Origin of the sequence: Nocardia sp. NPDC051900 (assembly GCF_044452545.1) — a bacterium.
GTDB classification, from domain to species: domain Bacteria; phylum Actinomycetota; class Actinomycetes; order Mycobacteriales; family Mycobacteriaceae; genus Nocardia; species Nocardia sichangensis.
The window spans coordinates 19,337-32,554 of record NZ_JBITBU010000010.1 but is presented as its reverse complement, the minus strand read 5'-3'; the positions used below and the strand labels follow the sequence as shown (position 1 = coordinate 32,554).

The 13,218-nt window shown below is 67.1% G+C and carries 12 protein-coding genes; 8 read left to right on the top strand and 4 right to left on the bottom strand.

Translation table 11 applies throughout. The features are described 5' to 3' along the window. Window positions 1-29: 29 nt before the first annotated feature. The 3 genes from ACIA5H_RS18580 to ACIA5H_RS18570 form a co-directional block, all read right to left on the bottom strand. Window positions 30-1,403, bottom strand: coding sequence for a cytochrome P450 (locus ACIA5H_RS18580; protein ID WP_397076899.1), 1,374 nt, complete (start codon window positions 1,401-1,403; stop codon window positions 30-32). Window positions 1,404-1,447: 44 nt separating this feature from the next. After that, complete coding sequence (locus tag ACIA5H_RS18575) at window positions 1,448-2,662, bottom strand: serine hydrolase domain-containing protein (protein WP_355078973.1); 1,215 nt, start codon at window positions 2,660-2,662, stop codon at window positions 1,448-1,450. A gap of 109 nt (window positions 2,663-2,771) precedes the next feature. Then, window positions 2,772-3,296, bottom strand: a complete 525-nt coding sequence (locus ACIA5H_RS18570) for a DUF6764 family protein (RefSeq protein WP_379249584.1) — start codon at window positions 3,294-3,296, stop codon at window positions 2,772-2,774. Window positions 3,297-3,481: 185 nt separating this feature from the next. Here ACIA5H_RS18570 and ACIA5H_RS18565 point away from each other — a divergent pair, with 185 nt between their 5' ends. Further along, entirely contained in the window at window positions 3,482-4,105 is a 624-nt protein-coding gene (locus ACIA5H_RS18565) for a hypothetical protein (RefSeq protein WP_379249582.1), read from the top strand. A gap of 41 nt (window positions 4,106-4,146) precedes the next feature. Continuing rightward, window positions 4,147-5,592: an MFS transporter gene (locus tag ACIA5H_RS18560; protein WP_355078856.1), complete on the top strand. Its 1,446-nt coding sequence runs from the start codon at window positions 4,147-4,149 to the stop codon at window positions 5,590-5,592. A gap of 53 nt (window positions 5,593-5,645) precedes the next feature. Here the strand turns inward: ACIA5H_RS18560 and ACIA5H_RS18555 are convergent, their stop codons facing one another. Further along, window positions 5,646-6,320, bottom strand: a complete 675-nt coding sequence (locus ACIA5H_RS18555; RefSeq protein ID WP_397076898.1) for a S1 family peptidase — start codon at window positions 6,318-6,320, stop codon at window positions 5,646-5,648. A gap of 525 nt (window positions 6,321-6,845) precedes the next feature. Between ACIA5H_RS18555 and ACIA5H_RS18550 the strand changes: the two genes are divergently transcribed. The 6 genes from ACIA5H_RS18550 to ACIA5H_RS18525 are packed head-to-tail and all read left to right on the top strand — an operon-like array spanning window position 6,846 to window position 13,216. Next, entirely contained in the window at window positions 6,846-7,700 is an 855-nt protein-coding gene (locus tag ACIA5H_RS18550; RefSeq protein ID WP_355078858.1) for an ABC transporter permease, read from the top strand. 4 nt (window positions 7,701-7,704) lie between these two features. After that, on the top strand, window positions 7,705-8,568 hold the full coding sequence (locus tag ACIA5H_RS18545) for an ABC transporter permease (RefSeq protein WP_355078859.1): 864 nt from the start codon (window positions 7,705-7,707) through the stop codon (window positions 8,566-8,568). A gap of 7 nt (window positions 8,569-8,575) precedes the next feature. Beyond that, window positions 8,576-10,072 (top strand): MlaD family protein, encoded by a 1,497-nt coding sequence (locus ACIA5H_RS18540; RefSeq protein ID WP_397076897.1) that lies wholly within the window; start codon window positions 8,576-8,578, stop codon window positions 10,070-10,072. Then, on the top strand, window positions 10,069-11,112 hold the full coding sequence (locus tag ACIA5H_RS18535; RefSeq protein ID WP_379249575.1) for an MCE family protein: 1,044 nt from the start codon (window positions 10,069-10,071) through the stop codon (window positions 11,110-11,112). Before ACIA5H_RS18540 ends, ACIA5H_RS18535 begins: the two co-directional genes overlap by 4 nt. Continuing rightward, window positions 11,109-12,110, top strand: coding sequence for an MCE family protein (locus ACIA5H_RS18530; protein ID WP_397076896.1), 1,002 nt, complete (start codon window positions 11,109-11,111; stop codon window positions 12,108-12,110). Before ACIA5H_RS18535 ends, ACIA5H_RS18530 begins: the two co-directional genes overlap by 4 nt. Next, window positions 12,107-13,216, top strand: a complete 1,110-nt coding sequence (locus ACIA5H_RS18525) for an MCE family protein (RefSeq protein ID WP_397076895.1) — start codon at window positions 12,107-12,109, stop codon at window positions 13,214-13,216. Before ACIA5H_RS18530 ends, ACIA5H_RS18525 begins: the two co-directional genes overlap by 4 nt. The last annotated feature ends 2 nt before the right edge of the window (window positions 13,217-13,218 follow it).

Here is a 13,218-nt window from a genome sequence, read left to right as displayed (position 1 = left end):
TTCGCGAAAGACGGTTCACGGCAAACCGATTAGTGACGAAGCTCACTGACCACGTCGAACAAAATCGGGCGACGCGGACCGGTCGCGATATTGTGCGGCACCGAGAGCGGGACGCTTCCGCGCGCATACCGCGGGGCGAGCCACAGGCTTACCCGCGCCAGGATGGTGGCCAGCGCGATCCGCAACTCGTAGTCCGCGAGGGTCGCGCCGATGCAGCGCCGATGGCCGCCGCCGAACGGCGCGAACTCGAACGGCCGGTAGCGGCGGTCGGCGAAGCGGGACGGGTCGAAGCGCCCCGGGTCGGTCCACACCTCGGGATCGGAGTGCAGCAATGGCACCGCTATCCCCATCGTCTGGCCCGGTGCGAGCGTGACGCCGCGCAGCGCGAACGGCTCGGTCAGCCGACGCAGGACGATCGGTACCGGCGGGTGCAGCCGCAGGGTCTCCTGGCAGACGGCGTCGAGGTAGGGCAGTGCGGCCAGCTCCGCCGGACCGGCCTCCCGGCCGGCGTCGTCGAGCTCGCGCCGCAGGCGGGCCAGTGTCTCGGGTGCGCGGTGCAGCCGGAACAGTGCCCAGACCAGGGAGGTTGCGGTGGTCTCGTGCCCGGCAACCAGCATGGTCCGTATCTGCTCGCACAACTCGTCGTCGGCATCGTCGGGATAAGCGGACAGCAACATGTCGAGCACGTCGGCGGATGGTGTCTCGGGATGCTGACGCCGGTGTGCGATGTCGGCTCGGATCAACCGATCCAGCCGCTCGCGTGCGGCGCGGAACCGGTCCCACGGCCCGTGCCCGTGCAGTCCGCGGCGCAGCGTGGGCAATAGCAGCAACGGCCCGGAGAACGCGGTGATGAAGTCCGTCACCGCGGCGGTGTACTCCGCTTGCCGCCGCGGGTCGCGTGCACCGAACACCACCGTCGTGATCACGCGGAGCGTGAGGGCTCGCGCCGCCGCCCGCGCATCGATACGCGCACCCGCCGCCCACTTCTGACCGCTCTCTCCGGCCAGCTCCCGTACGGTGGCTTCCTGGATCAAGGCGCCGTACTCCCGTATCCGGGCACTGTGAAAGGCGGGGGTGAGCAGGGCGCGGTCGCGGCGATGGCGCTCGCCCGAAGCCAGGATCAGCGACGCGGCGCCGACCATCGGTTCGATCGGATTCGGACGCGGCGGCTCGGAGAACCTCGCCGGCGAGCGGAACAACTCGCGGGCGCCGGCGGCCGTCCCGGTGAACAGCACCGCGCCGAAGCCGGGAAATCGAACGTAGAACGGGTCGCCTTCCCGCGCCCTGCGCCAGCGGAAGTACCGATCGAAATCGCTGCCCGCGGCCAGGGCGTGCAGTACGGTCGCGCGCGGCACACGCGGTCCCGCCCGGCAGGCACCCGCCTCGGTTCGTGGTGTGCTCACGTCCATACCGAGAAACACGAGGCCGCGACCGGAGCGGTTCGAAGCTAGCCCGCGGCCTGCTTGTGCTTGCGCACCGTGCCCTGCGCCGTCGCCGCCAGCCGCGCCAGCCTGGCGTCGCCGAGCGCTGTCACCATGCTGCCGAGCCCGTTGGTGACGAACGCGATCGACATGCGGAGATCCGGATCGGCGTACGCGCCGGACCCGCCGACGCCGTAATGGCCGAACGCGTGCCTCGGCTGCTGCTTGGACATCAGTACCGGGCGGTGGTAACCGAGTGTGAAATGAATCGGCACACCGAGCACGTAGTCCCGGCTCTGGGTGGGCTGCACCTGCCCGATCGTCTCGATCGTCCGCGGATCCAGGAACCGCACGGTCTGCTCGGCGCCGACCCCGGGCGGCTTCCGGTCCGCATTGGCTGCGTAGACCACGCCGCCGTTGGCCAACGCGCCGTACATACGCGCCAGTGCGCGCGCGGAGAACACGCCATTCCAGCCCGGCATCACCGCGTCGTGCACACGGGGGTCGTGGACCAGTTCGTCGAAGCTTTCCGGCATGCCCGCCTCGGCCAGGCCGCGCACCGGCCGCACCCAGGACAGTACGGAGGAGGCGGTGTTCCAGCGGATTCCCGGCGGCCCGAGGTGGCGGTAGATCTTGGCGATCCGGTGCCGTTCGGATTCCGGGACGCGGAACCAGTACTCGTCCATGCCGAGCGGCTCGGCGATCTCGGTGCGCAACACCTCGGTGAACGGTGTGCCCGTCGCCCGTTGCACGAGTTCGGCGACCAGCCAGCCGAAGGTGATCGCGTGATAGCCGGAGGTGCGGATGCGCCGGGGGTCCGCCGGACTCTCGGCCAGGGCGCGGACCACGGCGTCGTAGTGCAGGATGCCTTCGCGGCCGGGAACCAGGCCGCGCACCCGGTGCAAGCCGGCGCGGTGGCAGAGCACGTCACGGACGGTGATGTCGTCTTTTCCGTGCGCGGCGAACTCCGGCCAGTACTCGGCCATCGGAATGTCGTAGTCGATCAGACCCCGTTCGGCCAGGCGGTGGACGACCGTCGAGGCCACGCCCTTGCCCGTGGAGAAGGTCAGCGCGACGGTATCGCCGTTCCAGCGCCGCTCCTTGTCCGCCCAGCCCGCCCAGATATCGACCACCGGCTTGCCGTCGAGGTAGACCGCGAGCGCCCCGCCACCGCGCGCAGGCTGAGCGAACAGGCCGAAGAACTGATCTGCCAGCCGGATGAAACGCGGATCGACCAGCATTTCATGCGGTGCCGTCAGCTTTCCGCTCGCCGAATCGGCGGGTTCGAAGTCGTCCGCCGCCATTGCCGAAACCATGGGGTCACCTCCTGACCGCCGTTAGCCGGGCTGGTCAACCAGGGTAACCCGTTCCATGGGTGCGCCAGAGCCCAAAAGGCGTGGCGAGGCACGCGTCGCCGCTGTCGGCATTCCACGCGAAGGCCGCCGCGCCCAGACAGACGACCGTCTGTTCGGCGGTCTCCACCCCCGCTCGCGACCCTTCCAGCGCGATCGAGATCGCGAAAGTCCGCATGCCCGGTTCCGTGGTCGAGGTCATGGCGACGGCGTCCGGGCCGAGACCGAGCGCGACGGGGACCCCGCCCGCGCCCTCGCTCGCACCGACGCCTCCCGCCGCGCCGATCCCGATGGCCGTCGCGCCCGAGGTCGCGTTGGCGTAGCCCACACCGTCGATCCCGGTGGCACGGGCCTGGCCGTAGCTATCGGTCGCCGCGCGGCAGGCCGTCTCCCCGTCGATGAGGGTGACATCGGTTCCGTGCTCGGATCGGCAGTGCACATCGGTGGCGGCAGCCATACCCGGAACGAAGAGGGAGCCTCCGATCGCGGCGGTCGAACACACGATTGCGCTGATCAGCTTCACCGGGGACTCCTCTCGCACCAGAAACCCACCATACCCAGAGCCGTTGGCGGCGGTTCGTTTCCGGCTCCGGCTCGACGTGCGCTCGGTCGATGGTGTATTCATGGCGTGGTATTTCAAGCGCAGCATGGCAACTTCGGATCACGGGGGCGTGAGTTCGCCGGCGTTACAGCTCGGGAGGACTGTACGTGTCTCGTCAACTGACCTGGGGTCGTCTCGCTTTCGCCGGATTGGCCGTCGCGGCCGGATTGTCGCTGGTCGGCTGCACTTCCACGGTCAGCGGTACCGCCCAGCCTGCCGTGGACGGGACGATCGACGCGGTGTCGGTGACCAACACGCCGAAGCCGTCCTCGGGCAGGCCGACGCCGAGCACCAGCAAGCCGACGCCGAGCAAGCCGAGCGGAAACACCGATTTCGACGCGAGCATCGGCGACTGCGTGAAGCTCGGCGGCACCACCACCAACGCCACCATCGAGAAGGCGTCGTGCGGCAGCCGCGAGTCGAACTACAAGGTGATCGCGAAGGCGGCGAAGAGCTCGCAGTGCAGCAGCGACGCCGACAACTACTACGCCGAGACCGTCAACGGCATCGAGCAGGGCGCGCTGTGCCTGGACATCGACTGGGTGGTCGGCGGCTGCATGGACGTCGGCGGTGACGACCCCAAGCGCATCGACTGCACCGGTTCCTCCCCGGCGAAGGGCGTCAAGGTGGTCAAGCGCGTGGACAGCGCCGATGACGTGAACGTCTGCGGCAGCGGCACCGGATACGTCTACGACAAGCGCCGTTTCGTCATCTGCGTCCAGGAACTCTGACCCGGACTTCCCAACGCTTGCCTGCCACTAGGTTGGGGTAGGTGAGCACCACCGAGCTACCGCGGCTGCGGTCGGGCACCGGTCGTTGGATCCTGCTGGCCACCATCCTCGGATCGTCGGTCGCCTCGCTCGACGCGACGGTCGTCAACATCGCGCTGCCGCGGATCGGGGAATCGCTGGACACGGACGTCGCCGGGCTGCAATGGACGTTGAACGGCTACACCCTGACCCTCGCGTCGTTCATCCTGCTCGGCGGGTCGCTCGGCGACAAGCTCGGCCGTCGCCGGGTGTTCGTCTGGGGCACCGTGGCTTTCGCGGTCGCCTCGGTGCTGTGCGGCGTCGCGACGACCATAGAGTTGCTGGTCGCCGCCCGGATCCTGCAGGGCGTCGCGGGCGCGATGCTCACACCGGGCAGTCTGGCTCTGATCTCCTCGTCCATCGATCGCCGAGATCAAGGCGCGGCGATCGGCCTGTGGTCCGGCTTCGGCGGTGTGGCGGGCGCGCTCGGCCCGTTCCTCGGCGGCTGGCTCATCGACATCGCGGGCTGGCGCTCCATCTTCTTCCTCAACGTTCCGCTGACCCTCGTGGTCGTGCTGGTCGCGTTGCGGCATGTGCCCGAGAGCCACGATCCCGACGCCGCCCCCGAACTCGACGTGCCCGGCGCATTGGTGGTGGCGCTGGCGCTCGGTGCGCTGACCCTCGGACTGATCGACAAGATGCCCGTCCTCGTCGTGGCAGGCGTCGCGCTGCTGCTGGCGTTCGTCGTGATCGAACTGCGTAGCGACCACCCGCTGGTGCCGCCCTCGCTGTTCCGCTCGCGGGTGTTCACCGCGGCGAACCTCGTGACGCTCGCGGTCTACGCCGCCCTCGGTGGCGTGTTCTTCCTGTTGGTGCTGGAACTGCAACTGGTGGCGGGGTACTCGCCGCTGATGTCCGGCGTCGCGACCGTGCCGATCACGTTGATCATGCTGGCGCTGTCGGCTCCCGCCGGGCGCTGGGCGCAGCGGCACGGACCGCGCATCCCGATGACCACGGGACCGCTGCTGGCGGCGGCGGGCCTGGTGCTGTTGCAGCGCATCGGGCCCGACACCACCTATCTCACCGATGTACTGCCCGGTGTTCTCGTCTTCGGGCTGGGGCTCGCCGCGCTGGTCGCGCCGCTCACCGGTGCGGTGCTCGGCGCGGTGCCCGCGAGCGAGGCGGGCATCGCCTCGGGCGTGAACAACGCCGTGGCGCGCACCGCGCAACTGCTCGCGGTGGCGGCGCTGCCCGGACTCGCGGGCATTTCGGGCGCGCTGGGTGACCCGGCCGCCTTCGACCAGGGCTTCGCCACCGCGATGTGGCTGAGCGCCGGGCTGTTGGTGACCGGCGCGGTGCTCGCCGCCGTATTGCTGCGTCCCGAGCGGCACGCACCCACGCTGGACAGCGTCGACTGCATGCCGCAGTGCGCGGTCGCGGGTCCGGCGGTGGCGCCCAGCGAAAAATGAGCGGCCCGAACGCGTCGCTCGCGTTCGGGCCGCTCATCGGGATTCGTCGGCGATCAGATCGGGATGTAACCCGCCCCGACACCGCCGCGCCCGTTGATGTCGGCCATGATCGCGCTCATGTTGGTCCCGACCTCAGGACCGAAGCAGGCGATGGCCAGGTAAGCGTTCACCATGCCGACCAGCGTCGTACCGACGACGACCGGCGCACCGGAGTCGCCTTCGACCACGCACATCTGGCTCCAGGTCTCGACGTTCGTCCGGAAGACGTCACCCCAGGCGAGACCACAGGTGTTGCCGGTCGTGCGCCCTTCCTTGCAGACGATCTGCGGGAAGCTGGCGGGCGCGCCGATTCCGGTGATGGTGACGTTGCCGACCCGGTTCACCGGGGTGACCTTGCCCGGATCGAACTGGATGACGGCGTAGTCGAGATCGTGGTTGGAGTAGGCGAACCGGCCGATCACGCCAGAGCCCCGATCGGATTCGGCGTAGACCTGTGCGCCAGGGTCGCCGCAGTGACCTGCGGTCAGGCCGACCAGACGGCCCGCGTTGTCGTGGCCGACCGTCGTGACCGTGCACTCGAACTGGTTGTCGATGATGATGCCGGATCCACCGCCCAACACCGGCGGGCCCGGGTCGGCGTTAGCGGCCCCTGCGCCCGTGCCGAGCAGCGCCGCGCCCAGGGCGACGGCGAAGGCGGCGTTGGCCACCTTGGCGAGTTTGCTGAACATGTCCCTCCAGACGTCGGAAGCCCGCACGATATCAATCTGTCGCACCCATCGTGTCAGTAATCGGTCTCGGGCGCGTCACCACAACGGGGTTGTCCCCACTGCTCGGGGCTTCAATCCTATTTCATACAACTGTGACCAGATGTATCTTACGAGCCCAATAGCGATTCGCTATCGCAATTGTGAAAATCGCGTGGCCGTTCGTGCCTCGGTGATAGTAAGGAGGCGTCGCGTTGGTGTCCGGAAACAAATCCGATTTTCGATGAGAATTATCCAAAGTAATTCGCCGAATGACCGGAAGCGATCGGGCATTCCCGCAGTTCGGCTGTAGCTTGTGCCAGATCTCGGCTGGTCAACTTTGGTGTCGTTCCCAATGTTCCGCGTCCTAACCATTGCTTTCCGGCGACGGTGAGGAACATCTATGACTGCGATCACAAGTGGATGGTGTGTTCTGCACTACTCCGTAGTAAGGTGCGTCAAGCAAACGAGTCGCCGGGGCTACCAACCGGCGTCGAGGAGGATTAGCCAGTGCAGTCGACCGAGAGTCCACCATCAGGGTCACGGTTCAGTGGTGCGGTCGATTGGACGAGGTCTTACTGGCAAGATCATCCCAAGCGTTCGCTGGAGACCTTCGGCAGACAGATCACGATGGGCTTCGCCGCTGTCGCCGAACTGTTCGTCTCGATTTTCCGCAGGCGCTTCCCTTTCGCTGAGTTCGTCCGGCAGTGCGCGTTCATGGCCAGCGTCTCCGCGGCGCCCACGCTGCTGGTCGCCATCCCGATCGGCGTCATCGTCTCGATTCAGGTCGGCTCGGTCGCCGGGCAGGTCGGCGCCACCTCGTTCATCGGCGCGGCCAACGGCCTCGGCATCATCCAGCAGGGCGCTCCGCTGGTCACCTCGCTGATGATCGCGGGCGCCGTCGGCTCCGCGGTCTGCGCCGATCTCGGCTCGCGCACCATCCGCGAGGAGATCGACGCCATGAAGGTGATGGGCGTCGATCCGATGCGCAGGCTGGTCGCTCCGCGTCTGGGCGCGGCGATGCTGGTGAGCGTGCTGCTGTGCGGCTTCGTCGTCTTCGTCGGCTTCTTGACCGGCTACATCTTCAATATCTTCGCGCAGAACGGTACGCCGGGTTCCTACGTCGGCACCTTCTCTTCGTTCGCGGTTACCACCGATCTGCTTGTCGCTCTGGCGAAATCGCTGATTTTCGGTCTGCTGGCGGCAATCATCGCCTGCGACACCGGATTGAACACCCGGGGCGGTCCCGGCGGTGTCGCGAACTCGGTGAATTCCGCCGTGGTGAGCTCCGCCATCATGCTGTTCGGGGTGAACCTCATCATCACCCAGGTTTACAACGCACTATTCCCGTCACAGGTGGTCTGAGCCGGTGTCATCAACCTATGTACCGCCGCTGCTGCGGCCTCTCCAGGCGTTCCGGAAATCCGCGCAGGCTCCGGTCGATCTGCTCGCCAGGCTCGGCCACCAGGTGTTCTTCCTGTTGCGTTCGATCGGCTCGATCCCGCTGGCGCTGCGGCACTACCCCAAGGAAGTGTGGCGCCTGCTTTCGGACGTCACCTGGGGCAACGGCAACCTCGTCGTCGGCGGCGGCACCATCGGCGTCGTCGTCATTCTGAGTGCGTTCGGCGGCATGACCGTCGGCATCCAGGGTTACAACTCGCTGAACCTGCTCGGCCTGAGTCCGATCACGGGTGCGATCTCTGCGTTCGCGACGACTCGCGAACTCGGCCCGCTGCTGGCCACGTTGGCCTTCGCCGCTCAGGCGGGCTGCCGGTTCACCGCGCAGCTCGGCGCCATGCGCATCTCCGAGGAGATCGACGCGCTGGAGTCCATCGCCATCCGGCCGCTGCCGTATCTGATCAGCACCAGGATGTTCGCGTCGATGGTGGCCATCATCCCGCTCTACTGCCTCGGCCTCACGATGGCCTACGTCTCCTGCTCGCTGACGGTGCAGCTGATCGGCGGCACCGCCACCGGCACCTACCAGCACTACTTCTACCAGTTCCTCGTCCCGACCGACGTCATCTATTCGCTGATCAAGGCGATCCTGTTCGTCGCGATCACCACGTTCATCCAGTGCTACTACGGCTTCTTCGCCTCCGGTGGCCCCGAGGGCGTCGGCGTGGCCGCGGGCCGCGCGATCAAGATGTGCATCATCGCGGTCGTTTTCGCGAACCTGTTCATGACATTGGCGATCTGGGGCGTCAACCCCGGCATCCGGATCTCGGGGTAGACACCAGATGATCATCGATCCCAGTGGGCGCGGGCCCACGATGCGGCAGCTGCTCATCGCAGGCGTGTGCGGTCTGGTCGTGTTCGCGCTGGTGCTCGGCTTCCTGATGCTGCGCTACAAGGGCTACTTCCAGGAGAAGGTCAACGTCACCGCCAACCTGACCACCACGGGTGACGGTCTGCCCGAGCAGGCCGACGTCAAGTTCCGCGGCGTGCTCGTCGGCGCGGTGAAGACGGTCGACGTGGCGGCCAAGGGCGAGCTGCAGCAGGTGCGGATCGAGATGAAGCCGGAGTTCGCCGGCGACATCCCGTCCAACGTGACCGCTCGCGTGGTGCCGAGCAACCTGTTCGCCGTCACCTCCGTCGAACTCGTCTTCAACGGTCCGGCCGACCAGTACCTGCACGAGGGCTCGGTCATCGAGGAAGACCGCAGCAAGGGCACCATCGCGCTGCAGGACACGCTCACCACGGTCCGCAACATCCTCGACAAGATCGATCCGGTGCAGTTCGGCCGGGTGCTGGGCACCCTGTCGCAGGCTCTCGACGGCAGCGGCCGGATGCCCGGCTCCACCGTCGAGCGGCTGGACCGCTGGCTGCTGGCCGTCGACGAGTCGATTCCCGATCTCGGTGTGCTGCTCGGCGACTTCTCCGCGTCGTTCCACGCGCTCAACCAGTCCGCGCCCGAGCTGGTCGACGTGCTCGGCAGCTCGGTGCAGACCGCACGCACCATCGCCGACCGGCGCAGCGAGCTGGTCTCGCTGATCACCGGCAGCAGCGGAACCATCGACACGGTGAACGACCTGTTCGCGCGTAACCCGAACGTGGGCATCGAGGTCACCGCGGGCACGAACGACATGTTCGGCGCCCTCGCCGCGGACCCCGACGCGATCACCAGGAGCTTGCTGAACCTCAGCGAGACCATGCGCCGGATGGACACCACGTTCACTTGGGGTCCGCAGAAGCAGCAGGTCTGGGACGCGGGCATCACGCTCACCCCATACCGGCCCTACACCGTGGCCGACTGCCCGCGCTACGGCGAGATGGTCGGACCGAGCTGCTACACCGCCCCCGCCGTCGCCGATGTCGGCGAGCTGCCGGAGCAGCTGAAGCCGCGCGCGCTCGCCTCGGCCGCCGGGCTTCCTCCGGTGGTGCCGATGCCCGGTCTGCCGCTGATTCCCGGCGTCACCACCCCGGATCCGAACCGCGCCACCGCGGCCGCCCCGACCGGCGGCGCTCCCGCTCCGTTCGCGGGCACCCCGCTCGAGGGTCTGTTCCCGATGCTGCCCCCGGGACTGCTCCCGCCCGCCGCGGCTCCAGCGCCCGCGCCCACGGCTCCGGCCGCCGCGCCGGGGGGCACGCCGTCGGCGGCGCCGATCTCCTACCGGGGTGACTCGGCGATCACCGCGCTGCTCGGCCGCACGCCGACCACCGCCGAATACCTGCTGCTGAGCACGATTCTGAAGGGCGGAACCATGCAGGTGGCCGACAACGGTGCCGCACGATGAGCATTCGCAAACCGCTGATCGGATTCAGCATCTTCGCCATCGTGTCGATCCTGGTGACGGTGGTGGTGTGGAACACGCTGGCGCGCATCGTCAGCGGCGACACCTACACCTACTCCGCCACGTTCTCCGATGTGCTCGGCCTGCACGAGGGCGACGACGTCCGCATGGCGGGCGTTCGGGTCGGCAAGGTCGAGAAGATCGAGCTCGGCCGCGACGGGAAGTTGAAGAAGTCGGTCGCCAAGGTCACCTTCGTGGTGCAGCGCGACCAGACGATCTACAACGACACCAAAGCGCTGGTCCGCTACCAGAATCTGATCGGTCAGCGGTACGTGGCGCTTGCCCCCGGCAAGGGGTCGAACCCCGCGCCGCTGAAGAACAATGGTTCCATCCCGATCGACCGCACCGAGCCGTCGTTCGACGTGTCGGGTCTGCTGAACGGGTTCCAGCCGCTGTTCCAGGTGTTGCAGCCCGAACAGGTCAACCGGCTGTCGGAAACCTTCATCCAGGCATTGCAAGGTGACGGCGTCTCGCTGAGCGCGTTCATCGTCCAGGCCGCCCAGCTGGCCACCGACTTCCAGCGTAGGGACGCGATCCTGTCCGATGTGATCACCAACCTGTCGGGCGTGATGTCCGGGTTGGCGAAACGAGGTGATGAATTGGAGACCCTGGTGACCCAGACCCGGGCCTTGATCGGCGGGCTGTACGAACAGGGACAGTCGTTGCTCGCCTCGACCGAGCAGATCGCGAGCGCGACCACATCGGTGGTCGGCATGCTCGACCGGGTCCAGCCGAGTCTGCGCACGGCGCAGAACTCCACCAGCGCGGCGCTGACGCTACTGCTGGACAACGGCGCCAAGCTCGACCAAGCCGCGATCGACCTGCCGAACGTCCTGTCGGCGGCGGGCAGGCACACCTCGGAGGGCGGCTACGCCAACGCCTACCTGTGCGGCCTGGACGTGTCGCTCTACGGTGTCCTGTTCCCCCGCGGCCTGTTCTCCCAGATCGGTGGCACCTCGCACTCGGCGGTGTGCCGCCCATGATGACGAAGCTCAGGTCCAGGTTCGAGAGCAACCGGTACTTCTGGTTGGGCATCATCGGCGGCGCCCTCATCGTGGTGCTGCTGTTGGTTTCCAGCGTCTACAAGCTGATCGGCGTCGGCGAGCAGTCGATCAAGGCCGAGTTCGTGCAGGCCGCGGGCATCAGGGTCGGCGACAAGGTGAACATCGCCGGGGTGTCCTCGGGCCGGGTGGTCGGCGCCGAACTAGAGGGCAGTCACGTGCTGCTCACGCTGAGCGTCAGCGACGACGTGAAACTCGGCCCGGACGCGCGTGCCTCCATCAAGATGGCCACGCTGCTCGGCGCCAGATACGTCGACCTCGAGCCCGGCGACGGTTCGGGGCTGAAGGGCAAGCGGATCCCGGTGTCCAACACCTCGGTTCCGTACAACCTGGCCGACGTGGTGCAGGTGGGCACTCCGAAGTTCGAGGCGCTCGACACCAAGAAGCTGGCCGATTCGCTGAACCTGATCAACGAGCAGATGAACGGCTCGCCCCAGCTCACCGCCCAGGCGCTGGACAGCGTCGGCGCGCTGGCCAAGGTCATCGACAGCCGCAAGACCGAAGTGGACGCCCTGCTCAAGGATCTGGATCGGGTCACCAGGATCCTCGCCGACAACCGCAACAGCATCCTGCTGGTGATCACCCAGGGCGAGGCCATCGCCAACCGGGTGATGGAGCGCCAGGCGCTGCTGCGCCAACTGCTGGACAACGTCGCGGCGCTGACCAAGCAGCTGGAGGCGATCGGCGCGGAGAACAACGATCAGCTCGGCCCGACCATCCAGCAGCTGAACACCATGGCCGAGGGCCTGCAGAAGAACAAGGACAACCTGGATCGGATGCTGTCGCTCATGCCGCCGACCCTGCGCTACCTGGCCAACTCCTGGGGTGGCAGCGGTCCGTACGGCGATGTCGGCCTGCCGTGGCTTTTCCCGGACAACTGGTTGTGCTTCGCCCAAGTTATCGAGGGGTGCCAGGGATGAAATTCCGCACGGGCTTTCCGCTGAGGACCGTCGCGAAGACGCTCCTGATCAGCGCCGCCGCGCTGACGGTCGGCAGTTGCTCGCTGCTGCCGAGTTCGGTGAACGACGCGTTGGGCAACACCCTGCGGATCACCGCCGACTTCGACAACATCGCGGGCATCTACGAAGGCAACCCGATCACGGTGCTCGGGCTCGACGTGGGCAAGGTCGACAAGATCGTGCCCAAGGGCACGCTGATCGAGGTGCACATGTCCCTCGCCAAGGACGTGAAGATCCCGCAGGACGCGATGGCGGCGATCATCTCGCCGTCCATCGTGACCGACCGGCACATCGAACTCACCCCCGTGTACACCGGCGGTGCGACCTTGTCCGACGGTTCGCACCTGCCCAAGGCCCGCACCAAGACCCCGGTCGAGCTGGACACGATGATCAAGACCATCGATCAGTTCGCCGCTGCGTTGAAGCCGGAGCCGGGACAGGAGGGCCTCGGCCCGTTGTCGGGTCGAGTGCTGTATCCGATGCTCAACGGCAACGGCGAGAAGATCCGCGACACCCTCAACGCGCTGTCCAGCGCGCTGAAGGTCGGTGTGGACAACAAGGACGCGATCTCCAGCATCATCATCAAGCTGAACGACCTCACCACCATGCTGGCCGACAACGATCAGTCGGTGCGCGATTTCAGCAACCGGGTGACCCAGATGACCGGCCTGCTCGCCGAACAGGCTCCCGGCTTGCAGGCCACACTCGACCAGTTGCTCGCCTTCCTGCAGAACACGAGCACCACGCTGACGCAGTACCAGGACCAGTTGCAGGGCACGATGACCGGTCTGACCAACGTGACCCAGCAGCTGCGCGACAACGCTCGCGGCCTCACCGAGGTCGCCGACCTGGCGCCGATGGTCATGCAGAACGTCGACAACATCATCAACCGCGAGCATCAGTACGTCCGGTTGCACGCGGTGATCGGCACCGCGCTGTCGGGTGAGATCGTCAGCCTGTTCTGCGAACGCATCCAGATGAAGGCCGATGGCTGCCGCACCGGAAACATGCAGGACTTCGGCCCCGACTACGGGCTCACCGCCGCACTGCTCGGACTGACGAAATGACG

Excerpts from the sequence above, each read along its gene's own strand:
- ACIA5H_RS18575 (WP_355078973.1), bottom strand. The coding sequence starts at position 2,662 with ATGCTGGTCGATCCGCGTTTCATCCGGCTGGCAGATCAGTTCTTCGGC.
- ACIA5H_RS18555 (WP_397076898.1), bottom strand. The coding sequence starts at position 6,320 with ATGTTCAGCAAACTCGCCAAGGTGGCCAACGCCGCCTTCGCCGTCGCC.
- ACIA5H_RS18540 (WP_397076897.1), top strand. The coding sequence starts at position 8,576 with ATGATCATCGATCCCAGTGGGCGCGGGCCCACGATGCGGCAGCTGCTC.
- ACIA5H_RS18535 (WP_379249575.1), top strand. The coding sequence starts at position 10,069 with ATGAGCATTCGCAAACCGCTGATCGGATTCAGCATCTTCGCCATCGTG.
- ACIA5H_RS18530 (WP_397076896.1), top strand. The coding sequence starts at position 11,109 with ATGATGACGAAGCTCAGGTCCAGGTTCGAGAGCAACCGGTACTTCTGG.
- ACIA5H_RS18525 (WP_397076895.1), top strand. The coding sequence starts at position 12,107 with ATGAAATTCCGCACGGGCTTTCCGCTGAGGACCGTCGCGAAGACGCTC.